Genomic DNA, 22,873 nt, shown 5'->3' on the forward strand with positions numbered 1-22,873 from the left:
TGTTACACTTTCTTTCCCATATTTCTTACTATACGCTTTTTTTGTTAATTATGCGATAAGTTTGTTATATTTTCTTACACTAAATGAAAGGAAATTTAAAACAGTGTTAGGTTTTCTTACGGTTTTTGAGGAAATTAAATGGAAATTTCATACAATGGAGTAAAAAATAAAATGATTAGCAGCAGGATGGTAAGCAGTACATGAAAGCAGGGAGAAAGGAGGAGGGCAACGTGACAAATTTAGAGGAATCCATGCAACTGGCCAAAAAAATTATTGAGCTGGATTTGTTGAGAGATGAGATGCTCGAGGAATTGATGACGTTAGCAGGAAACAAAGCCTTCGATCTACTGCGGGCATTGCAAAACCAATAAGATTTTCAGAAAGGGGCATGCGGCGTGTCAAATTTGCTCAGAAAAGCCGTAGAACGGCAAAAGCAATTTTATATTGAAAGATTGCTGGAGGCTGGAATTTATAAGAAATCAAATGTTCATTTGTATGAAATGACGTTGAGTGAGCTAAAACAGGTGTATCAATCGTATAGACATTCTCAACAGCATTTTTGAATGCTATGCTTTTTTAACCATATAAGGAAATGACCATAGGTGCAATAAAGGCGCTATATGCTGCCTTTATTGCACCTTTTTTGTGCCTGCAGAAAGCTTGATAGCTGATGGATTCCGTGTATCTGTGTCATAATATAGGTTGCATCCCTTACTAGGATGACAGAAAATAAAAACAGGATAGACAAAATCCCTGTTATACTGTACATAAATTTCTAAAAGGGGTTTAGTTTTTGGAAATCTCCCACCTATTTCTGGGCGTTGCCCTTCACGAAATTAAGGAAGGAGTATTCTTTCGGTAACATCTGATAAAAGGAGTGGCGGGCGTTATGAGAGATCTGGAGCAGGAGCAGCGGCGGGTTGATGAAGTCGTCGCAAAAATGAAATTAAAAATCGCCGCCCTAGAGCAGCAAGCGGGAGCGGTAAAATCAGAAGTAGTAGGAATTCGCCAAAACTTTTGGGAGGATGTAACCGTAAATTTTGATGATGCGGTTGAAGCAGCAGAGACCTTCACGAGCTTAAAGCAGCAGGTTGAGCTATTAGCTGAGCGGGAACGGAGTCACCGTCATGGAAATGAACAGCTGAAAACATTAAAGAGATTACAGTCTTCCCCCTACTTTGGGCGTATTGATTTTATAGAGGATGGGGAAGAGGAGGAAAGAATTTACCTAGGGATCGGTTCTTTCTATGATGAGGGAACAGAGCAGTTTCTTGTATACGATTGGCGAGCACCGATTTCAAGCTTGTATTATGATTATGGAATTGGCCCGGCTCAATATGAGGCGCCTGGCGGTACGATTACGGGGGAAATGAAGCGAAAGCGCCAGTTTGTCATTCGCAACAGCCGCATCGAGAGTATGTTTGATACGGGAATTACGATTGGCGATGAAATGCTGCGCGAGGTGTTAGGTAAGCAAGCAAACACGCAAATGAAGAGCATTGTAGCGACGATCCAGAAGGAACAAAATCGTATTATCCGCAACGACACAAGCCGTTTGCTTGTTGTACAGGGGGCGGCCGGAAGCGGAAAAACCTCGGCAGCTCTGCAGCGTGTCGCTTATTTGCTCTATCGATACCGGGGCGGGCTAAATGCTGATCAGATTTTGCTGTTTTCACCAAATTCCATGTTTAACAGCTACGTAGCGACTGTTTTGCCGGAGCTTGGGGAAGAAAATATGCAGCAGGCAACCTTTCAGGAATATTTGGAGCGGCAGCTGGGCAAGCAATTTGATCTCGAGGATCCATTCACGCAAATGGAGTATGCGCTTAGTGCTAAAGCAGAGCCAGACTATCCTGTACGTATGGCAAGTATTCGCTATAAAGCAACGATGCCTTTTATGCAGCTTATTGAGCGGTATGTAGATGCCTTGCGCGAGGAAGGATTGATTTTTAAGGATATTGTGTTTCGAAAAAAGGCGCTGATTTCTGCAGAGCAAATCCGTGAACAATTTTATAGCTTAGATGCGAGTTTATCTATTCCGAATCGGATGCAGCTCGTTGCCGAGTGGCTGCGAACCGAATTGAAGCGTCTGGAGCGTTTGGAGCGCAAAAAGCCGTGGGTCGAAGAGGAAATGCAATTTTTGGACAATGATATTTATGTACGCGCTCATCGCAGATTGCAAAAAAAGAAGGAGTATTCTGAGCAAACCTTTGATGATTTTAAACGGGAAGAGCGGCTATTGGCAACTGTTGTTGTGCAAGAGAAGTTTAAGCCGCTGCGCCGGCTTGTAAAACATCTTCGTTTTTTGGATGTGGTTGCCGTATATAAGCAATTATTTGCACCTGGGTTTGCCGAGCAATTTCAGATTGATTTACCGGAGCAGTGGGAGTATATGTGTAAGCAAACTGTTGAAAAGATACATGCGGCTGAGCTGTTTTATGAAGATGCAACACCGTATTTGTATTTAAAAGAACAGCTTGAAGGCTTTCAGCGCAATACCTCCGTACGTCATGTTTTTGTAGATGAAGCGCAGGATTACTCGCCGTTTCAGTTTGCTTTTTTAAAAAAGCTGTTTCCGCTTGCACGTATGACGGTGCTGGGAGACTTGAATCAGGCAATTCATGCTCATGCTGCCGATAACGGATTGATGGCAGCCAAAGAGCTATATGGCCTTGAGCAGACAGAAACGATTATATTGACACGCAGCTACCGTTCAACGAGACCGATTATTGAATTTACGAGTCAGCTCATTTACGGAGGAGAGAATATTGAGCCATTTAACCGTGAAGGAGAAAAGCCCGTTGTTACAAATGTTTTGAGGGAACAGTTAGCGCAGCGCATAATAGAGTGCGTTCGAAGCTTGAAAAAAGCAGGGCATGAGACGATTGCAGTTATTTGTAAAACAGCTTCTGAAAGCAAGGAAGCATACAATGCGATGCGAGACGATATCCAGCTTCGGCTTATTCGTAAGGAGAGTGCCTCTTTTGAGCCAGGCGTGCTTGTCATTCCGTCTTATTTAGCAAAGGGTGTAGAGTTTGATGCGGTTATTGTATATGATGCTTCACAATACAGCATCGAAGATCAGAAGCTATTTTATACAGTGTGTACCCGGGCGATGCATGAGCTATATATGTACGCTTCAGAAGAGGAGATTCCGCTTTTAGAGGATGTTTCTGATGAATTGTATGTAAAAGGGTAAAAAAGGCCTTATCGGATTGCCGATAAGGCCTTTTTTGAGTTTTTAGATCAAATTAAGAGAGCATTAATGTTTGGGACCGTATCTGCTTTTCTTATGTTTGTTTTATATGCTTTTTCTTTATCTTGGAATATATACCTTTTGTCATTCCGTCTTTTTATGAAATAGATAACGCGTATTATGTCGAATAATGTTACAATAGATGTGTAATTATATATCAGTTTGCGAACTACACGTAATACAGACATACAGCGAGTAGGATTGTCGAACAAAGAATTTCTAATCCTGCAAAACATAAGATTAAAGGATAGAAGCATAATACCTTTTAGAGAAAAGAACATAGGGAGAATGCGTGAATGACGAAACAAAAGAAAATTGCTTGGATTACAGACAGCACTGCGACGCTTTCGAAGGAATATATCGCGCAGAATCATATATATGTTGTACCGCTTGAAATTATTTTTGGAAATGAATCATTCAAAGAAGATGTAGATATTACGGCTGAGGCATTTTACAAACGATTGGCGGAGTCAAAGGAATTGCCGAAAACGTCTCAGCCCGCCATTGGAGAGTTTGTAAGCTTGTATGAGGAGCTAAAAGAGGAGTATGAATACGCAATTGCGATTCACGCGTCAAGTGCTCTTACGGGAACATATCAGACCTCAGTGAGCGCAGCGAGAATGGTCGGTCTCCCTATTGAAATTATTGATTCAAAAATTGGTTCCTATGCATTAGGAAAGATGGTGCAAAAGGGGATAGAGCTTGAGAAGCAAGGAAAAACGTATGAGGAAATTGTATCTTACCTCCATACACTGCCTGACAAAGGACAATTGTACATGATTCCCGGCAGCCTGGAGCAGCTTCATAAAGGTGGACGGGTTTCTACAACGCAGGCAATCATTGGAAATCTAATTAAGCTGCGACTGTTAATTAAGTTCGATGACGGAAAAGCAGTGTTATTTGATAAAATTCGTACGGATTCAAAGGCAAAGGCTCGGTTGTATGAGATTTTGGCAGCTGATGCCCATCAAATTAAAGAAGCAAGTATTATCCATGGAAATGATCCGGAAAAAGCTGTGCTATGGAAGCAGGAGCTGGAGCAGATCCATCCGCATATTACATTTACGACTACGATGTTCAGCCCGGTGCCTGGTACCCATACGGGACAAGGAACGATGGGATTAACATGGATTAGCGAGTAAAACGGGAGAAGTCTTCCGTTTTATTTTTGTGCTTTAAATGTAGCAATTTCCAGTTAGAAGCCATTCAACATAGCAGAAAATTTTAAGTGTAAAGTGCAGCTAAGCCCCTATCCCCGCCAATTGATGAGTTTCCTTTAGAAAATAAGAAAGTCTTTCTGTTTCGGGGGATTGTCTTGCTTCATCGGTCTGCTTCCATCTTCGCTTTTTACAGTTTTAAAATTGACTGCAGCGTATTAAACAGGGATGAATAGGTAACAATTTTTTGTAGATAGTGAGAGGAGAGTGTTTATGGACTTGCACAATTCTGATTACGATAGACAGGAAAATCCCGGAGATTCCATGTCTGAGCAGCAGCTGGTGGATATTTTAGAGCATTCGCTCGAAGTGGAAAATGAAATGATGCGTACCTACTTAATTACAGCAGAGCGTCTTCATGCAGATGATGAACTGAAGGAGCGGCTGCAAAACTTTGCAGAAGGCAATGCGAAGCGAACGAGGCAGCTTTTAAAGGAAATTGAAAAGTTAGACAAAGGCGAATAATTATAGCTATGTATACTCATAACCTTGCAATTTGCAGTGTATCATAGACAGGACGGTTTAAATCAAGCTGTCGGTCATGAATACAAAATAAAAACCTCAGCGGAAATAATCTGTTTCGCTGAGGTTTTTTGTTAAGGCATGATAAGCAGGTAAAGAAATCTTGTCAAAGGTTACTTTTTATTTAGTAAAGTATTGAAAACGTTTCCTTTCATCAGTACTATTATAGTACAGATTGGAGGGACATATGGGAAACAAAAAGTGGACAGCTAGTTTAATATTATTGTTTATTCTTTTTATGTATGTGCTTATTCGCTTTGCAGCAAAGACTAACAATATTGAAAATGCGGTAGAAAGCCTGAAAGAAAAACAAGGGATAAAAGGTAATGCTGCTCATTTTGTTCTTATTGCACAGGAATTCGATAATCCGTATTGGCGAAGGATTGAGGAAGGAGCGAAGGCAGCGGCTGACACGTACAATGTTCAGGTAGAGTATATTGCTCCCTTGCGGACAAGTGTTGAAGAGCAAATGAAGCTGTTTGAAAAAACAATTGCCTCTAAGGTGGATGGGATTGTTGTACAAAGTCTTGATGAACAGACGTTTGCTCCGATTATTAATAAAGCCGTTAAGGAACATATTCCCGTTGTCACGATTGATACAGATTCACCGAAGAGTGAGCGGGTTGCCTATGTTGGAACAGACAATTATACGGCTGGTGAGAAATTGGGAGAAACAGTGGCGGAGATGGCTGGGGGCGAAGGAGAAATTGGCGTAATTATCGGCAGCGAAACATCAGCAAGTCAAAAGCTGCGATTTAACGGATTCTTATCTGTCATTCAGAAGCATCCACAGATGAGGGTTGTCGAGGTAATGCCATCGAATATTTCTAAAATTCAAGCTGTGTTGCAGGCAGAAAGCATGCTTAAGAATCATCCGGAAATTTCGATTATGGTCGGCATGAGTGCTTTAGATGCAATCGGCATTTTAAATGCAACAACCAATCTGCGTAACAATCATGTACAAATATTTGGCTTTGATGATGTAGAAGAGACACTAAAGGCTATTTCAAATGGCCGTATTCAAGCGACTATTGTACAAAAACCTTTTGATATGGGATTTCAGTCTATCAAAATTTTATCTCAATATTTGCAAGGAAAAGCAACAAAAGCAGAAAACTTTACCCCGACAGAGGTGATTACGAAAAATAATGTCTATCTGGAGGAACCAAATTGAATATTCGCACGAAGTTATTTATTTTTATCCCAATTCTCGTTATTTTAATTAATTTGGTTTCATTTTTTGTTTTTGAGAGCGGGAAAAGGGTGCAGGAAAGCTACAATATAATGATTAATAGAGTTTTTTTATACAAGCAAATTTCAATGGAAACGCAGGAGAATCTTCGTTTATTAAGCAGCTATATTACTAATCAGGATTTAAGCTATTATAGTTTGTTTCTACAGCATAAAGGAAATCTACAGGCTTTGCAGGCATCTCTAGCAGAACAACGTAGAGGAAGGAATGAAGAGCTTGTTTTAGAGAACTATAGTCATCTGATCGCATCATTTTTGGAGCTGGAGACTGCTATTACAAAAAAATTGCTTGAGAAGGATTTCGCAGGCTATGCGGAACAATATAAGGAAATTGAGAAAATTGCTTCTTTCATTCGAGACGATAGTCAAAATCTTGTTGATTTAGAATTAAGCAATTATCAGCCAATATTTAAAAAGATTGTAGCTAACACAGAATCAATGAACCGATTAGGTGTTATATTATTTACAATTACAACGGTGCTTAGTATCGTATTTGCAATCTGGCTCTCAAGAAGCATCGTCATTCCTATTCAGCGTCTCGTGTATGTTGCAAAGCAAATTGGAAAAGGGAACCTGGACATAGCTGTACCCGTCTTCCAGACAAAGGATGAGTTTGGTATTTTAGGTAATATGTTCCACGAAATGCTAGAGAATTTACGAACATTGATGGGTAAGAATATGGAAATTTTAGAAAAAGAACGTCTTGTAAAAGAGCTCGAGTTAAAGGCGTTGCAAAGCCAGATTAATCCGCACTTTTTATTTAATACGCTAAATGTAATTTCAAAGCTAGCATATATTGAAGGAGCAGAACAGACGAGTGATTTGACTGTTTCTACGTCGAATTTACTGCGCTATAATTTGAGAAAGCTAGATGAACCGGTGACACTGCGTGATGAAATCAAGCATGCTGAGGAATATTTTGCGATTCAAAAAGCGCGATTTCGGGATCGAGTACAGTTTATATTGAATATTGACAAATCTTGTTTAGAACAGACCATTCCATGCTTAACCCTTCAGCCGCTTTTAGAGAATGCGTTCGTTCATGGTATTGAAGGAATGGAAGCTGGTGCAATTATAGAGCTTTCCGTTAAGAAGGGAGATGACTTTGTGATTGTCTCTGTTATGGATAATGGTGCCGGAATGAATAAAGAAGTAAGAGAGGCGCTGTTGACAGCTTCACCTGTTTTCCCGACAAAGGGGCGCTCTACCGGACTTGGGACAACAAATGTATTTAAGCGCTTACGCCTTTTTTATGAAAGGGAAGAGCTAGTGGATATTATAAGCAAGCAGGGGGAAGGGACAAAGATTATTTTAAAGCTTCCAATCAAGCAAGGGGAATAGGGGAGATTAATATGTATCGATTATTAATCGCAGACGATGAACCGCTAGAGAGAGAGGGTCTCGAGCTTATGGTGCAAAGGGCGATGCCCGGGCAATTTACAATATATCATGCAGAGAATGGGAGAGTTGCAATTGAACAGGCAGACAAGCACCAGCCTGATATTATTTTTATGGATATTAAAATGCCGGGTATTCAGGGGCTCGAGGCTGTTTCTGTTATTCAAAAAAAGCTCCCGGATACAAAAATTGTTATTGTAACGGCGTATGATTACTTTACCTATGCAAAGGAAGCACTTGTGTTAGGGGTGAGCGATTATATATTAAAGCCTGCGAAGAGAGAGCAAATTGTTTCATTGCTTCAGCGGCTTACTAATGAGATTGTCAACGACCGTAACAAGCGAATACAGGAGTTAGAGCTTATTGAACAAATTTCCCATCTTCGCCCTCTTACGGAGAATGAATGTACATTAATGCTGATGCTAGAAACGATTCAAGAACTGGATGCATCCGCCCTGTCACGAATGCTTGATATGGAGATTCAGTTTGGCAGCGCAGTTGTCATAGCATTTCCTGATGTAAAGGATGAAAAGGAGCAAAGACGAGTATATGAGTGTGCGAAGCATTATGCAAAGTCACAGCAAAACTGCTTAGTCAGCCCGGTTATTCAGCAGCATATGGCAGTTTTCTTCCCAGTTACTCTGCAGCGGGAACGGGATGTGCAGCAAGCTGCCTTTTTACATGATGCAGGAAAGCTGCGTGAATATATAAAGCAGCAAACAGGACAAGCTTCTTTTATTGGAATTGGTTCAGTACAAAAAGGAGTCGAGGGCTGGCGGCAGTCGTATGAAGAGGCTTTGTCAGCGAGCAGGCAATGTACAGAAACTGCACCTGTACAGCCGTTTAGGAAAGAAATGAAGAAAAGTATTTCGGAGGAGGAGCAGCAGCAGCTGTGCAATACGATTAGTATTATGGATGAGCAGGCGGCTATATCGCAACTTCGAGTTATATATGAAAAGCTTATAGCCGCAACGAAGGGCGATGCAAGACGCATTCGTACCGAGCTTCTTTCGTTATTTGATTATATTTCCCAGTTTTTGCAGCGTTCCCACCTGCAGCCGGAGCCTATTTCCTTTCCGGATATAGATAATATACCGATGCTGCAAGTGATGAGTGAACAGTACGTATTAACTATCATTTCTAGGATGAAGAATGAACGGGAAAAAAGAACGGGGCATTTGCTGATGCTAGCCAAGGATTATATTATGGAGAAATATACAGAAGACATTTCTCTTGAGCAGGTAGCAGAGCATGTAAAGCTAAACCCTGTGTATTTTAGTAAGCTTTTTAAAAAGCAAACAGGAGAAACATTTAGTGATTATGTAATGAAGATACGCATTGAAAAGGCAAAGCAGCTGATGAGGAATGAGGCATTAAGCTTAAAGGAAATTTGTTTTCAGATCGGTTATAATGATCCAAACTACTTTAGCCGAGTGTTTAAAAAATGTACGAATGAATCTCCAAAGGAATATCGTCAAAAGCTTTTGCTTTAATATAGAATGCCGTTGCGTTTTGCAACGGCATTTTTATCATACAATTTTTCAGGTGAATTAACTTGAATGATTTCTCCTATGACTAAGGAAGGATCTGTTTGATTTGTGGATTATTTTAATCAAATGATAAAAAAATGCTAGTTTTCAGCAGGGATTTATTGTAACCGCTTGCAATCGGGTTGAATTAATGAAGATAAAGTATAAATAAGTGAAGGAAAAGTGAAAACAGCTAGAGTGCTCCGCATGATAATCTATAAATGTAAGCGCAGTCAGTGAGCGTAATAAATATAGAAAAAATAGGGGGACTCATACAGATGAATAAATGGTTCAATGTTTTATCCAAAGGGGCATTAGCAGTTACGTTAGCTTCTACAGTTGCCGCGTGTGGAGTTGTATCATCCGGTAATGAAAATGCAGCAGACAGCAAGGAAAAGAAAAAAGACGATAAAATTGTAATCGGTTTCTCTATGGATACATTGAAAGAGGAACGTTGGCAAACAGACAAAGCTTTATTCGAGAAGAAAGTAAAAGAACTTGGTGCAGAAGTAAAAACGCTTTCGGCTAATGGCGATGATGCAACGCAGCTTAGCCAAGCTGAGCAACTGATTTCTCAAGGTGTTGATATTCTTGTTGTTGTACCTCATAACGCAGAAGCTTCTGCAGCCATCGTAGAAAAGGCTCATAAAGAAGGGATTAAAGTTATTTCTTATGACCGTTTAATTAAAAACTCCGATGTAGACTACTATGTTTCCTTTGACAATGTACGCGTAGGAGAAATGCAAGCACAAGCAATTGTGGATAAAGCGCCGAAAGGTAACTATGCATACATTGGAGGAGCAGACACTGATAACAATGCAAAGCTATTCCGCGAAGGGGCAATGAACGTATTAAAGCCGCTCGTTGATAAAGGCGATATCAAAATCGTATATGATCAATACTCTAAAGATTGGAAGCCAGAAGAAGCATTGAAAAATATGGAGAATGCGTTAACAGCTAATAAAAATAACATCCAAGCCGTTGTAGCGGCGAATGATGGAACTGCAGGTGGTGCGATCCAAGCATTAACAGCTCAAGGCTTAGCTGGTAAGATTCCAGTGTCTGGTCAAGATGCAGATTTAGCAGGCTTGCAACGTATTGCGGAAGGTACACAAACGATGACAGTGTATAAGCCGATTGATAAAATCGCGACAAAAGCAGCAGAAATGGCTGTAGGTGTAGCGAAGGGAGAGCAAGTAGAGGCAAACCAAAAAGTAGAGAACGGCAAAATTGATGTTCCATCTGTATTGCTTGATCCGGTTGCGGTTACGAAAGACAATATCATGTCTACAGTTATTAAAGATGGCTTCAAAAAGCTTGAGGATGTATTCAAAAACGTTCCGAAAGATCAATGGCCAAAACAATAATTCTAGTAAAAGGGGAAGCGGATTGGATAAAATGTCCAATCCGCCCCTTATAGAGTAAGGGGGTTGGAATAATGTACGCCTTAGAGATGATGAGCATCACAAAAGAATTTCCCGGTGTAAAAGCATTGGATAAAGTAAGCTTTAAAGTAAAAAAGGGAGAAATTCATTCTCTATGTGGAGAAAATGGAGCAGGAAAATCTACCTTAATGAAGGTACTAAGCGGTTTATATCCAGCAGGAACATACAGCGGTGAAATTCGTATCGATGGCAAGACAATGAATTTCCGTAATATTACAGATGCAGAGCAAGCAGGTATCTCAATTATCCATCAGGAGCTGGCTCTCGTGAAGGATATGACGGTGGGAGAAAATATTTTTCTTGGCAGAGAACCGAAGCGGTTCGGTTCCATTCAATGGGATCAGTTGTATGCTGAAACAAAAAAATGGCTGCAGGCTGTCGGACTCGATGTTCACCCGGAAACGAAAGTTCATTCTCTTGGTATCGGTCAGCAGCAGCTAGTAGAAATTGCAAAAGCATTGTCTAAGAATACAAGAATTTTAATCTTGGATGAACCGACAGCTGCGCTAACGGAGAGCGAAGTAGAAATTTTAATGAATTTGCTGCAGGATTTGCGGAAAAAAGGTGTTGCTTGCATTTATATTTCTCATAAAATGCCAGAAGTGTTTTTCTTATCTGACTCTATTACCATTTTACGGGATGGTAAATCAATTGCTACGTTAGACCGGGAAGAAGCAAATGAGGATCGTGTTATCGCTTTGATGGTAGGACGTGAATTAACAGAGCGTTATCCGTACGTAAAGCACACACCAAAGGAAGTTGTGCTTGAGGTAAATAACTATACGGTTTGGAATAAGGATAAGCCTGGCATGAAGGTAAATGACAATATCAACTTTAAGCTGCGCAAGGGAGAAATTCTTGGTATCGCTGGATTGATGGGCGCGGGCCGATCAGAGCTTGTAATGAGCTTGTTCGGGGCATATGAAGGAAAAGCAGAAGGTGAAGTGCTCATCGAGGGCAAAAAGGTGAAAATTAACTCTGTTCGCTCTGCGATTCAAGCGGGCTTGGCTCTTGTAACAGAGGACCGGAAGCGGCTTGGCCTTGTGCTTGGGATGGACGTAAAAACAAACACAACATTAGCTAGTTTGTCGACAATCAGCAAGCTTGGCGTGATAAATCAAAACGAAGAAATCAAATGGAGTGCAAAATATGCGAAGGATTTAAAAACGAAGACTGCATCACTCGAAACAAGAGTAGGCTCTCTTTCGGGCGGAAATCAGCAGAAGGTCGTATTAGCAAAATGGCTCATGGCAAAGCCGAAAATTTTGATTTTGGATGAACCAACGCGCGGAATTGATGTTGGGGCAAAATATGAGATTTATAGCTTAATGAATCAGCTTGTAGAAGAAGGCGTCGCCATCATTATGATTTCTTCTGAGCTTCCAGAGGTTCTTGGCATGAGCGATCGTATTCTCGTTATGAATGAAGGAAAATTCGTAAAGGAGCTACAGCGTGAAGAAGCAAATCAGGAAAATATTATGCAGGCAGCAACGGGAGGGAAATAAGAAATGGAAGCAAAAGCAGTGATTTCTCAAAAAGAGAATATTAAGCAGCAAAACCCAAAAAATATCTTTGGAAAATTTGATGTTCGTGCTTATACTATGATTATTGCACTCGTAGCAATTTGGATTTTATTCGGATTCTTAAACGATACATTCTTAACAGCTCGTAACTTATCTAACTTATTTACGCAAATGTCTGTAACAGCTATCTTGGCAATCGGTATGGTACTCGTAATTGTAGCAGGTCACATTGATTTATCCGTAGGATCTATTGTTGGTTTAACAGGTGGTGTTGCAGCGATTTTAAGCAGCTGGATGGGCTTGCCGACAATTGTTGCTGTTGTGGGTACACTTGTAGCAGGGGTTCTTATTGGTTTGTTGCAGGGCTGGCTTGTCGCATATCGAGCAATTCCTGCTTTTATCGTAACGCTCGGCGGTATGATGGTGTTTCGCGGTCTATTAATGGCGGTTACAAAATCAACAACAATTTCAATTTCTGATCCGGGATTTGTAGCGCTTGGAAATGCATATTTCACAAATGCCTTTGGAATGATTTTAGCCGTATTGGCAATTGGAGCTTTGGTTATTTCGACACTTAGAAAACGTAAGTCTCGTCAGCGATACGGATTTGAGGTTGCGCCTTTTAGTTTAGATATGGCAAAGGTTGTATTCTTCAGTCTGCTTATTATTGCATTTGTCTATGTGATGAACAGCTATAAAGGAACACCATTTCCAATCATCTTTGTTATTCTAATTGCATTAATCTTTACCTTTATTTCAACAAAAACAACATTTGGTCGTCATATTTATGCAATCGGCGGAAATCCTGAGGCAGCTCGTTTATCTGGTATTAACATTAAAAGCCGTACGATGTTTCTATTTGTATTCACAGGAGTACTGTCTGCTGTTGCTGCTCTTATCCTAACATCACGCTTAACTTCTGCAACGATTTCAGCAGGTCAGATGTATGAATTAGATGCTGTCGCAGCTTGTGTAATCGGCGGTACATCTCTTATGGGTGGTACAGGTACGATTTTCGGAGCGATTATCGGTGCGCTTGTTATGACATCTCTTGATAACGGAATGTCCTTAATGGGAATGGAATCCTTTTGGCAATACATTGTAAAAGGAAGCATCTTGATTTTAGCGGTTTGGCTTGACATTGCAAGCAGAAATAAAAAGTAAGGATATAAAAACAGTGCTGCTCGGTATGGCGCACTGTTTTTTTATTTATCTTCCGTTCGCATCATACCATTTCGCTTTTTCTAAATACCCAAACACCTTCACCATTAATTATTTGTAGATGCATTGGAGACGGATCGTCACTATCCCTTCTTTTTGATTAGTCAGACTCGTTGCGTAGATGGCTGACTCATATTGTTGACTGTTGTTCTCCTGAGGCCCTGTATTTTTTGCAAGAAGCATGGAAAATCGTTTTTGTGCCCGTTCTAGCATGCCAGGAATAGTAGAAAATGTGATATGAATCGGAATAGTCTTGTTTGTGTCCGTGGTTGCTATTATAGAAATTTGTGTATCATTCTCGTTATATGTCTTGTCTTGGATAGAAAAGCTGGAAATCTTCTCATCTTTTATCATAGGTATTGTGTTTAAAAGGGCAATAGCCTCATCCTTCTTATTAGCTGTGTCAAATAATTTTTGAAACGTTTTTTCAGCTGTAAACTGTAATACTCCCAGATTTTGCATCTTTTGTTCCTCCTTTTTTACTTTAAGAATTAGAAATTTTCAGCTAGAAGGCCATACGGCATAGCAGGAAATTTTAGAAATAAAGTATCAATGCAGCTACGCCTCTGTCTCCGCCTGAAGGCTCGCCAATTGGTGAGTTGTCTTTATCATATATAGTCTTTTTTCAGCTGTAAAATCAGGGAAAAGGAGAAACATGAGCGTGATTTTGCGAATTTCATCTATAAAAAATAGAGAAATAGGAGTTTGAAACTGCAGGTTTTATAGTTATAGAAAAGAATATAAATGGTCCGATTGTAAGCTTTTGAGGGTGGATTTCTCATGTTTTATATGGAAAGAATGCTGGAAGGGCTTTGTACTTATCTGCAAATAAAGACAGTGCCACCATACGGAAGCACTGTCTTGTATTAATAGTAAGGGGAAATTAAAAGATATACCAGTACACCGGTAGAGCTAACATACAGCCAAATTGGCATGCTCCAGCGCACGATTTTTCGATGCTTCTCAAGCTGGTTGGTCCAGCCCCACACAAGGGAGAAGAGTGCAAGCGGAACGATAATAGCTGCTAAAACACTGTGTGTAATTAAAATAAAGAAATAGAAGGAACGCATGAAGCCTTCTCCTCCATAACGTGTTGTTTCAACCGATAAGTAATGATACGTCAAATAGGAAACAGCAAATAAAATGGTTGTTGTAAAGGCTGCAAGTACAAAACGCTTATGGAGCGTTATATTCCGTTTTTTTATGGCATATAAGGCTGCAAGTAAAAATACGAATGTAAAGCTGTTAAAAATAGCATTTAAGCGCGGGAAAATTTTAATGTCAAAGGTTACTTCTCCTCTGTATCCAATGGGTGAGAAGAATAGCAATAGAATTAATACGTTTACGACAACTGATAGAGTAACGACAATAGCCGTATAATTTTTCCCAGTTGTTGGACGATTGTTTGTGCTGTTCATGAGCAATAATCTCCTTTATCAGATTTGTCTTTATTAGAATACACGCAAGTCGTTCCAACCTCAAGTCAAGGGAGCGTAACGAGCATGTATCGTTTTCATTATACAAGATTGATTTTGCGAAAGTTGAGTTGTTTGCTCAAGTTATTTCTCTAATATGAACAATTTGTGAACAGCAGAGATTTGACTAGTTTAACTTACATAATCATTTAAAAAGCAGGGAAAATAAGGATATCTTATTGCAGAATAGCGGAGGTGCTTTGATGGACATGATGAGGTTTTTTCAGTATATATGTAGCGGTCTTGCGGTAGCTTGTCTATTGTTTACATACTATCATATGTTAAAGAAGGATCGGAAGGACGAAGAGGGAGTTTGAAGGGATGCTATTGTTTTGTCCCACGATGATTTCTGTAGAAACAGATAAAAATAAAAGGAACGCGGCCAAAGTTTGCTCACGTTCTTTTTGTATTGAAATCAGTAAAACTTCCTTATGCATCTAGTTTTTTCATGCGCTCAAATAACAGCCCGTCCGTTTTTTGATTTTCTCCAATGATGAAATCCTTCATATAGTATGATACATACTGACCATAACGAGAAGATGTCTGACGAAGCAAATCATCGACAGCATAACAGCCAACAGGTAATGAATCGAGTGTTAATGAGGCTAGTGCTCCATAAACACCGCATGCAACCTGAAAGTATGTTGCATTTGTGCGATACCGTTCATATATGGAACTGCTGTTGATCGTGTTGTACATAAAACGCTCTTTATCTTGATATACGAGCAGAACACCGACAAGGTCAGCACCGATTAATTCGTTCTCATCCGGGACTAGCATTTTACGTCGATAGTTCCATAAATCATCAGAATTTTTAAGATTGCTTCGGACAATATTCGTTGTATGGTCATTTACCCTATACAGAAAACCAACCTCTCCATTGAACCATTGACCTAAGCTGATTACCTCTTCATGAGGCATAAGACAGCCATGAAATTGGATATCTCCTAATGTCACTTTAAACTCTTGTGCATATACATCCTGATGCAGTATAACGGGAATCTTTTGTTTCATGAAGAGAGGGTAGTTGAGGATGGCTTCATCAAGGAACCCTTCAGGAGACCATGTTGTATAAATCGTTTTTTCCTGAACTAGTTCTGTATTTTTATAAAAGGTTGTATCCTGCTCGACAATGTAGCAGGCAAGGGGATTTTCTTCAGGAGCTTGCTGCATGAGGTGCAGCGCCATCCATTGTACAACTCCAGGGTTCATACCGGAACCAATAATGCTTGTTATGTTCTTGAAGTCTTCCTTGCTTTCCAGAAAAATACGGTATCGTTCTAAGAGGCCAAATCGTGCAGTTGCTTCATTTTCATCTGTAGATTCTAAAGCTGTACTAATATAGCAAGCCCCGAATTCATCACAGCAGGATAGCATTTTAACGGTATCAGCCCTTGATACGTCTATTACGATGCTTGGCTGTGCAGCTTGTAAATGGCTGCGGAATAAGGACAAATCGGATAAATCGAGTTCATGAAGAATAAGCTTGTCCTGAAGTGTGCTGCAAAAGGCTTCGTAATATGTTATCGGCTTTTGTTTTATATCAATCAAATGAATCGTGCAATGTTTGATATAAGAATGGATCGGGTCATGTTCATCTTGTGCGGATTGATTTAGAAGAGAGAGAATTGCTCTTGCGGCCCCGCCGCCGCTTCCGAGCAATGAAAGCGTAAGTTGAGATTGTGTCATTAATATTTCACCTCCTATTCTTATATATATTCGCTAGAAGAGAGAGTGCTTGTTCATTTATACTAACTCTACTTTTTTATATTGGAAAGAAGTATACATTTCTAGATTAAGAAGCTATTTTACGAACGTTCTTTATGGAAAATAATAGGACTACATTCAAAAGGTGCTGTATGTACCTTTTGAATGTAGTCCTATTTGTGTCTAGAATGGCCTGTAAATACTAAAGAAATCTAGCAGCCTATGATAAATTATCTTAGTCTAGCAGATAAATCGATTAAGTTATCACGTATAGGAGCTTAACATCCATTTGTTTTTAGATTATGCCTTTTCTACTTCTACCGTCCCGGAAAAGAACGTAGCCCCATTAGCAATATCAGAAAGTGCGTCAGGTGTTAGAGCATTGACAGAGATGTAGCCGAGCTCTTCGTCCTCCCACCAAAGACCTTGTGTGACTGCAACTCCTGGAAGGACAGCTTTGCCAATACTTGCAAAGAGTTTACAGGAGCCGCGGTCGTTCCATACCTTTACAATGTCACCATCTTGGATATTGCGAGATTTTGCATCCTCCTCATTTAAATACACAACAGGCCGTCCCTCCAGCTTTTGCAGCTTTGGCAGATTCGCCAAGCTTGTATTTAAAAATTGATGATTCGGTCCCGGTATGAAGCGAAGCGGATATTTGGAATCCTTTAGCGGAACGTGAGCCGGGAGAGGCGGAAGACCTTGCTGTTTTAACGACTCTGAGAACAATTCAATTTTTCCTGACGGAGTTGGCGGATTTTGATAAGCTGGCGCGATGTGGTCGGTTTGCGCACGCAGCCATTTATTTTGCCGCAAGCCTTCGTAGGTAATACCAAGCAGATGCGGGTTTTTCGGATTGTTTAGTGCCTGACGAACCATATCCTCCTCCGAGTCTTGAAAGCAATCCTCTTCAAAGCCCATAAGTTCTGCCAATTCTTTAAATAGTGTAAAGTTTGATTTTGCTTCCCCCTGCGGCTGTAGCACAGGCTCGTTTAGCATAATGTATAAATGCCAATAGGATGAATACAAATCCAAATTTTCAAACGAACTCGTTGCCGGTAATATGAGATCGGCATATTTGGCTGTATCCGTCATAAATAACTCATGCACAACAGTGAATAGATCATCGCGCAGCAAACCTTCCCGTACCTTTGTTTGCTCGGGAGCAACCTGTGCTGGGTTACAGTTATAGACGAACAGTGCTTTCACAGGAGGTTCGGTTTCCTCTAAAAGTGCACGGCCAAGCTGATTCATATTGATTGTGCGCGGTGCTGGCTCGGGCATTAAATCTGGTCGCTCGAGAAGAAAACTGTTAAAGGAGCTGAATGAGCTATTTCCTTTTACTGCACCGCCGCCTTGATGGGCCCACTGCCCTGTTAAAGCAGGAAGGCAGGAAATCGCGCGAACGATCATTCCGCCGTTATCGTGATGCTGTAACCCGTTACCGATGCGGATGAAAGACGGTGTTGTTGTTCCGTATAAACGAGCGAGCTTTTTTATATCCTCTATGCTAACACCAGTCAGGGCGCTTACTTTTTCTGGTGTATAGCTTCGAGCTTGTTCTCGAAGCTGCTCAAAACCGACTGTGTACGTATCGATGAATGCTTTGTCTAACAAATCTTCTTCTATTAATACATGCATGATGCCAAGCGCCAGCGCTGCATCTGTTCCCGGCTGGATTGGGATAAACCAGTCTCCCCATTTGGCGGTGCGGTTTTCATGCACATCAATGACAACAATTTTTGCTCCATGTTTTCGTGCTTCAGTTAGGAACATCGCTTGGTGCATATTCGTGCTGAGCAAGTTGCATCCCCAAATAATCACGAGCTTGCTGTGCACCGTATCCTCTGGATCAACCCCAGCGCTTTTCCCCATTGTATACATATATCCAGTAGACCCAGCGGCGTTGCAAATAGTTCGCTCAAGCTGGCTTGCACCAAGACGATGAAAGAAACGGCGGTCCATTCCCTCCGTATTAATTACCCCCATATTGCCGTAGAAGCTGTACGGCAGGATTGCTTCTGCTCCGTGTTCATCAATGATGGCAGTGAATTTCTCTTTTATTTCTGCATACGCTTCTTCCCAAGAAATTCGTTTGAATGCTCCTTCTCCTTTTGCTCCAATACGCTTTAATGGGTACAGCAAGCGGTCAGGATGGTGGACTTTATCCGGTGTATGGCGCACTTTATGGCAAATGACACCCTTTGTAACGGGATGCTCAGGATTTCCTGTAACTTTCACTATTTTTTCATCAATCTTTTCTACAATAAGACTGCAAGTATCCGGACAGTCAAGAGAACAAACGGATACAAGCCGTTCAATTTTGCTCAAGGCATTTCCTCCTCAGTGATAGATGGCTGTGTAACAACCATTATAAATCAGAGTGAAATGAAACGAAATATTTTACGTTTCAAGACTAGAGGTATTTTAAGGAAGGAGCAGAGGAATGAGATTGGAAAATAGGTGAACGATTCTACTATGTAAGAAGGGGAATGACCTTCAAATAAAAAAGTGAGAGACAGGAAGGAGAAAAGATTTTGAAAAAGTGGATTATTATTATCATTTTGTTAGTCGGTGCAGCTGGAGGCGGGGCTTGGTACTTCCTAAAGGGAAATTCGACACCTGTACAAGCTGTACAAGCATCAACGGCAACTGTACAAAATGGAAAAATTGAAGTGCATGTGAGCGGCTCTGGTACGCTTGAATCTGTAACAAACGCAGATATTGCAGCAGAGGCAAGCGATACAGTCGATGAAGTGCTTGTAGCTGCAGGTGATGTAGTAGCTGCAGGACAAGAGCTCGTAACATTTACAGGCGATACTGATCCAATTACAGCACCAGCAGCAGGTACTATTACCGCTATGAATGTGGCAGCCGGTGACAAAGTACAAGAAGGAAAAGTTGTAGCACACATTACAAATTACAGCGATTTACAAGTAGTAGTTGGTGTAGATGAGCTTGATATTTCTAAGGTTGCAGTTGGACAAACAGCAACAGTATCCGTAAGTGCATTCCCTGATACAGACTATACAGGAACAGTAACAGCAGTAGCGAGTGAAGGAACATCTTCTAATGGTGTATCAACATTTAATGTAATCGTGCATTTAGATAAATCCGACAATCTGAAAATTGGTATGACAGCAGAAACAAGCATTTTAACACAAAGCAAAGACGGCGTATTATATGTACCAATTGAAGCAGTACGCACACAAGGAGATGAAAAATTTGTATTAACAGGAGAAGCATCAACAACAGCTTCTAAATCATCTGATAATACAAATACACAAGCATCTGCTTCTCGAAAAACAGTTAAAACAGGTATTGGCAACGACACCTATGTTGAGATTACAGAAGGCTTAACAGAAGGTGAAACAGTACAATTGCCTGCAGTTAAGTCATCTTCCTCAACAAATCAGCAACAAGGTCAAGGTATGATGATGGGCGGCCTTGGAGGCAATGGCGGTATGGGTCGCGGCATGCAAGGCGGCGTACCATCAGGTAAAGGAGGTCAAGACTAAGGTGACCAAGTCTATCATTAAAATTGAAAAAATGTTGAAAAAATATGAGTTAGGCGGTGAGATTGTGATGGCGCTAAATGAAGCGTCACTCACGGTCCAAGAGGGAGATTTCGTATCCATCATGGGTCCGTCCGGCTCAGGGAAATCAACCTTTATGAATATGATTGGCTGCCTAGACCGGCCTGACTCAGGACGGTACTTCCTTGACGGAGAAGAGGTTGAAAGGATGAACGATAGCCAATTGGCTGAGGTGCGAAACAATAAAATTGGTTTTATCTTTCAGAACTTTAACCTCTTAACCAAGCTGACAGCGTATGAAAATGTAGAGCTGCCGCTTTTATATCGCGGTGTTCCAGCGAAGGAACGGCAAAATAGAGTTTATGAATCATTAGACAAGGTTGGCTTGCGCGATCGCGCACAGCATTTGCCATCGCAATTATCAGGAGGGCAGCAGCAGCGTGTGGCAATTGCCCGCGCGCTTGCTGGCAATCCGCCGATTTTGCTTGCCGATGAGCCAACTGGTGCATTAGATAGCAAAACGAGCAAGGAAATTATGAAGGTTATGCAGGATTTAAATGAACAAGGTCACACAATTGTATTAATTACGCATGACCCCGAGGTTGCACTCCAGGCAAAGCGCAGAGTGCGTATTCAGGATGGACAGCTATTTGAAGAAAAGCAGCTAGCAGAGGTTGGAGGTGAGCTACTTGGGTTTGACACAATCTATCAAAATGGCAATGCGCAGTATCAAGAGCAATAAGATGCGCGCCTTTCTTACAATGCTCGGTATTATTATCGGTGTTTCCTCTGTAATTGTACTCGTTGCGATTGGGCAAGGATCGAGTAAATCGGTAACAGATCAAATTAATAGTCTCGGAACAAATTTACTCACTGTCAATATCATTAGCACAGATGAGGTTAAGCTCAAGCTGGATGATGTAGACCAGTTTACGGAGTTAAACGGTGTTTCAGATGCTGCCCCAGCTGTATCGGGGCGTGTAACAGTGAAAAATGGAAAAACATCCACGCAAGTGTCATTAACAGGAACAACGGAAGCGTATCAAACGATCCGAGATATGACGGTGAGCCAAGGGCGCTTTATAACAGATATGGATGTAGAGTACAGACAGAAAATTGTTGTACTTGGTGCAACGACAGCACAAACGCTGTTCGGGGCTTCCGACCCAGTCGGAGAGTCAATCAAAGTAAATGGAACATCCTATAAGGTTGTCGGTGTTCTTGAGTCAAAAGGCAGCTCACTTGGTCAATCGGGAGACTCTACGATTATCATGCCGATTAGTACGGCGCAGCGTGTAACTCAAAGCACATCGATTCAAACATTATATATACAAGCAACGGATGCACAGACACTTACATTCGCCCAAATGCAAACGAATCGATTATTAGGAAATCTGTTCCCTGATAAATCAGACAGCTATAGTGTAGTCAATCAACAGGATGTTATGAACACAATGAGCTCTGTATCAGGCACAATGACGCTGCTGCTGGGAGGAATTGCAAGTATCTCCTTGTTAGTAGGCGGTATTGGCATTATGAACATTATGCTCGTATCTGTTTCTGAGAGAACAAAGGAAATTGGGATTCGAAAAGCAATTGGTGCGAAGCGAAAGCATATTTTGTTGCAGTTTTTAATTGAAGCAGTTGTGTTAAGTGCAATGGGAGGCTTAATCGGAGTAGGATTAGGACTTCTAATCACAAAGATTCTTTCTGCTGCCGCAAGCATGACAGTTGTTTACTCTACGAATGTAATGCTGCTAGCCTTTTTATTCTCTCTTGTCGTAGGAGTTATCTTTGGAGTATTCCCAGCAAATAAAGCATCGAAGCTGCATCCAATTCAAGCGCTTCGACATGGGTAAATAGAAAAAACGAAGCGTTTGCCTGGTGCGGCGCTTCGTTTCTTGCTTTTTAAGAGGAAGCTGTTTTATTGGATAAATAGATGTGAGATATCGCAGGAAGGGAGAGGGATGAAAATGAAAGGATTGCTGCTTGCCGTAGGTGCAGTTCTCACACTTGGGACTGCTGGCGGGAACTTTGATTCAACAGAGAAGAAAGAAGATGCGCAGGCTGCCGAAATGAATGTTCAGGATACGCATACTGTAGATGAAAACGCAGTAAAGGAAGAAGCAGCGAAGCTCGGAATTGGCACGGAGGGAAAGGATGTTCTTGTTTTAGAGAGAGAGAGCCAGGATGAGAAACTGCGAACAGAAGCGAAGAGCCTTGGCATTGAAACAGATGGAAAAGGGACGGGAGAACTGTCCGAGGAAATTTATAAGATAAAGCTAAAAAAGGAAGCTGAGACGCTGGGAATCTTCGCGGAAGGAAAAAGCCTCTCTGTGTTAACACAGGAATTAGCGGAAAAAAGAATAATACAGGAAGTGTTTGGAGTTAATGCCGCAGGTAAGGATACGAATGCTGACGCTAAGGAACTATATCGTACGAAGCTGATGAGCGAGGCTAAGTCGTTAGGGATTGAGACAGCCCAGAAAGAGCTGGAGGCAATAGCACAGGAAGTATCGGAAGCAAAATTAATTGCACAGGCGCAAGAACTCGGTATTTCGATGTACGGAAAGGAATTATTTCAGCTGTTCAATGAGGTGCAAGAAGCGAAGATAAGGAGCGTAGCTGAGCAGCTAGGCATTTATAAGGAGGGCAGCAGTATGGAGGAGCTTGCGAAGGTGATTAAAGACAAGTTTCCTGATCAAGCAGAAAATGTAGAATTTGTACCATGGCTTCTAGATGGGAATGTATATGTTGAGTGAAAGTTTTTATATAGAGTTGAAATAAAGG

At 41.1% G+C, this 22,873-nt stretch carries 19 protein-coding genes; 15 read left to right on the forward strand and 4 right to left on the reverse strand.

Features of this window, described 5'->3' with window-relative positions; genetic code table 11:
• Window positions 1-251 precede the first annotated feature (251 nt).
• From ykzB to AC6HZ4_RS04120, 11 genes are all read left to right on the forward strand, one after another.
• Window positions 252-371: a protein YkzB gene (gene ykzB, locus AC6HZ4_RS04070; RefSeq protein ID WP_497495593.1), complete on the forward strand. Its 120-nt coding sequence runs from the start codon at window positions 252-254 to the stop codon at window positions 369-371.
• 24 nt (window positions 372-395) lie between these two features.
• Complete coding sequence (locus AC6HZ4_RS04075) at window positions 396-563, forward strand: Fur-regulated basic protein FbpA (RefSeq protein WP_497493761.1); 168 nt, start codon at window positions 396-398, stop codon at window positions 561-563.
• Window positions 564-889: 326 nt separating this feature from the next.
• Window positions 890-3,199, forward strand: a complete 2,310-nt coding sequence (gene helD, locus AC6HZ4_RS04080) for an RNA polymerase recycling motor HelD (RefSeq protein WP_497493762.1) — start codon at window positions 890-892, stop codon at window positions 3,197-3,199.
• A 353-nt stretch (window positions 3,200-3,552) separates the two neighbouring features.
• Window positions 3,553-4,398, forward strand: a complete 846-nt coding sequence (locus AC6HZ4_RS04085; RefSeq protein ID WP_497493763.1) for a DegV family protein — start codon at window positions 3,553-3,555, stop codon at window positions 4,396-4,398.
• 288 nt (window positions 4,399-4,686) lie between these two features.
• Complete coding sequence (locus AC6HZ4_RS04090; protein WP_497493764.1) at window positions 4,687-4,938, forward strand: hypothetical protein; 252 nt, start codon at window positions 4,687-4,689, stop codon at window positions 4,936-4,938.
• A 244-nt stretch (window positions 4,939-5,182) separates the two neighbouring features.
• Window positions 5,183-6,169, forward strand: coding sequence for a sugar-binding protein (locus tag AC6HZ4_RS04095; RefSeq protein WP_497493765.1), 987 nt, complete (start codon window positions 5,183-5,185; stop codon window positions 6,167-6,169).
• Window positions 6,166-7,587: a sensor histidine kinase gene (locus AC6HZ4_RS04100; protein WP_497493766.1), complete on the forward strand. Its 1,422-nt coding sequence runs from the start codon at window positions 6,166-6,168 to the stop codon at window positions 7,585-7,587. The genes AC6HZ4_RS04095 and AC6HZ4_RS04100 overlap by 4 nt, the downstream gene beginning before the upstream one ends.
• An 11-nt stretch (window positions 7,588-7,598) precedes the next feature.
• Window positions 7,599-9,137: a response regulator transcription factor gene (locus AC6HZ4_RS04105; protein WP_497493767.1), complete on the forward strand. Its 1,539-nt coding sequence runs from the start codon at window positions 7,599-7,601 to the stop codon at window positions 9,135-9,137.
• A gap of 314 nt (window positions 9,138-9,451) precedes the next feature.
• Window positions 9,452-10,540, forward strand: a complete 1,089-nt coding sequence (xylF, locus tag AC6HZ4_RS04110; RefSeq protein WP_497493768.1) for a D-xylose ABC transporter substrate-binding protein — start codon at window positions 9,452-9,454, stop codon at window positions 10,538-10,540.
• Window positions 10,541-10,611: 71 nt separating this feature from the next.
• Window positions 10,612-12,123 carry a xylose ABC transporter ATP-binding protein gene (locus AC6HZ4_RS04115; protein WP_497493769.1) on the forward strand — a complete coding sequence of 504 codons (1,512 nt, stop codon included), beginning with the start codon at window positions 10,612-10,614 and terminating at the stop codon, window positions 12,121-12,123.
• Window positions 12,124-12,126: 3 nt separating this feature from the next.
• A complete protein-coding gene (locus AC6HZ4_RS04120) occupies window positions 12,127-13,305 on the forward strand; it encodes a sugar ABC transporter permease (protein ID WP_497493770.1) in 1,179 nt (392 codons plus the stop codon).
• A 108-nt stretch (window positions 13,306-13,413) separates the two neighbouring features.
• Here the strand turns inward: AC6HZ4_RS04120 and AC6HZ4_RS04125 are convergent, their stop codons facing one another.
• The 4 genes from AC6HZ4_RS04125 to AC6HZ4_RS04140 form a co-directional block, all read right to left on the reverse strand.
• Window positions 13,414-13,824 (reverse strand): hypothetical protein, encoded by a 411-nt coding sequence (locus AC6HZ4_RS04125; protein WP_497493771.1) that lies wholly within the window; start codon window positions 13,822-13,824, stop codon window positions 13,414-13,416.
• Window positions 13,825-14,228: 404 nt separating this feature from the next.
• Window positions 14,229-14,780, reverse strand: coding sequence for a DUF420 domain-containing protein (locus AC6HZ4_RS04130; protein WP_497493772.1), 552 nt, complete (start codon window positions 14,778-14,780; stop codon window positions 14,229-14,231).
• Window positions 14,781-15,266: 486 nt separating this feature from the next.
• Window positions 15,267-16,526, reverse strand: coding sequence for an S-adenosylmethionine decarboxylase related protein (locus AC6HZ4_RS04135; RefSeq protein ID WP_497493773.1), 1,260 nt, complete (start codon window positions 16,524-16,526; stop codon window positions 15,267-15,269).
• Between the two features lie 318 nt (window positions 16,527-16,844).
• Window positions 16,845-18,878, reverse strand: a complete 2,034-nt coding sequence (locus AC6HZ4_RS04140; RefSeq protein ID WP_497493774.1) for a molybdopterin-containing oxidoreductase family protein — start codon at window positions 18,876-18,878, stop codon at window positions 16,845-16,847.
• Window positions 18,879-19,084: 206 nt separating this feature from the next.
• On the opposite strand from AC6HZ4_RS04140, the gene AC6HZ4_RS04145 reads away from it, so the two are divergent.
• From AC6HZ4_RS04145 to AC6HZ4_RS04160, 4 genes are all read left to right on the forward strand, one after another.
• A complete protein-coding gene (locus tag AC6HZ4_RS04145) occupies window positions 19,085-20,065 on the forward strand; it encodes an efflux RND transporter periplasmic adaptor subunit (protein ID WP_497493775.1) in 981 nt (326 codons plus the stop codon).
• 1 nt (window position 20,066) lies between these two features.
• Window positions 20,067-20,825 (forward strand): ABC transporter ATP-binding protein, encoded by a 759-nt coding sequence (locus AC6HZ4_RS04150; protein WP_497493776.1) that lies wholly within the window; start codon window positions 20,067-20,069, stop codon window positions 20,823-20,825.
• A complete protein-coding gene (locus AC6HZ4_RS04155; RefSeq protein ID WP_497493777.1) occupies window positions 20,764-21,942 on the forward strand; it encodes an ABC transporter permease in 1,179 nt (392 codons plus the stop codon). Before AC6HZ4_RS04150 ends, AC6HZ4_RS04155 begins: the two co-directional genes overlap by 62 nt.
• 108 nt (window positions 21,943-22,050) lie before the next feature.
• The gene (locus AC6HZ4_RS04160; RefSeq protein WP_497493778.1) at window positions 22,051-22,845 is read left to right on the forward strand and encodes a hypothetical protein; all 795 of its coding nucleotides are present in this window, start codon (window positions 22,051-22,053) and stop codon (window positions 22,843-22,845) included.
• Window positions 22,846-22,873: the final 28 nt, after the last annotated feature.

It is taken from the genome of Ectobacillus sp. OTK (assembly GCF_059698935.1).

Excerpts from the sequence above, each read along its gene's own strand:
- ykzB (WP_497495593.1), top strand. The coding sequence starts at position 252 with ATGCAACTGGCCAAAAAAATTATTGAGCTGGATTTGTTGAGAGATGAG.
- helD (WP_497493762.1), top strand. The coding sequence starts at position 890 with ATGAGAGATCTGGAGCAGGAGCAGCGGCGGGTTGATGAAGTCGTCGCA.
- AC6HZ4_RS04085 (WP_497493763.1), top strand. The coding sequence starts at position 3,553 with ATGACGAAACAAAAGAAAATTGCTTGGATTACAGACAGCACTGCGACG.
- AC6HZ4_RS04090 (WP_497493764.1), top strand. The coding sequence starts at position 4,687 with ATGGACTTGCACAATTCTGATTACGATAGACAGGAAAATCCCGGAGAT.
- AC6HZ4_RS04095 (WP_497493765.1), top strand. The coding sequence starts at position 5,183 with ATGGGAAACAAAAAGTGGACAGCTAGTTTAATATTATTGTTTATTCTT.
- AC6HZ4_RS04105 (WP_497493767.1), top strand. The coding sequence starts at position 7,599 with ATGTATCGATTATTAATCGCAGACGATGAACCGCTAGAGAGAGAGGGT.
- xylF (WP_497493768.1), top strand. The coding sequence starts at position 9,452 with ATGAATAAATGGTTCAATGTTTTATCCAAAGGGGCATTAGCAGTTACG.
- AC6HZ4_RS04115 (WP_497493769.1), top strand. The coding sequence starts at position 10,612 with ATGTACGCCTTAGAGATGATGAGCATCACAAAAGAATTTCCCGGTGTA.
- AC6HZ4_RS04120 (WP_497493770.1), top strand. The coding sequence starts at position 12,127 with ATGGAAGCAAAAGCAGTGATTTCTCAAAAAGAGAATATTAAGCAGCAA.
- AC6HZ4_RS04125 (WP_497493771.1), bottom strand. The coding sequence starts at position 13,824 with ATGCAAAATCTGGGAGTATTACAGTTTACAGCTGAAAAAACGTTTCAA.
- AC6HZ4_RS04130 (WP_497493772.1), bottom strand. The coding sequence starts at position 14,780 with ATGAACAGCACAAACAATCGTCCAACAACTGGGAAAAATTATACGGCT.
- AC6HZ4_RS04135 (WP_497493773.1), bottom strand. The coding sequence starts at position 16,526 with ATGACACAATCTCAACTTACGCTTTCATTGCTCGGAAGCGGCGGCGGG.
- AC6HZ4_RS04160 (WP_497493778.1), top strand. The coding sequence starts at position 22,051 with ATGAAAATGAAAGGATTGCTGCTTGCCGTAGGTGCAGTTCTCACACTT.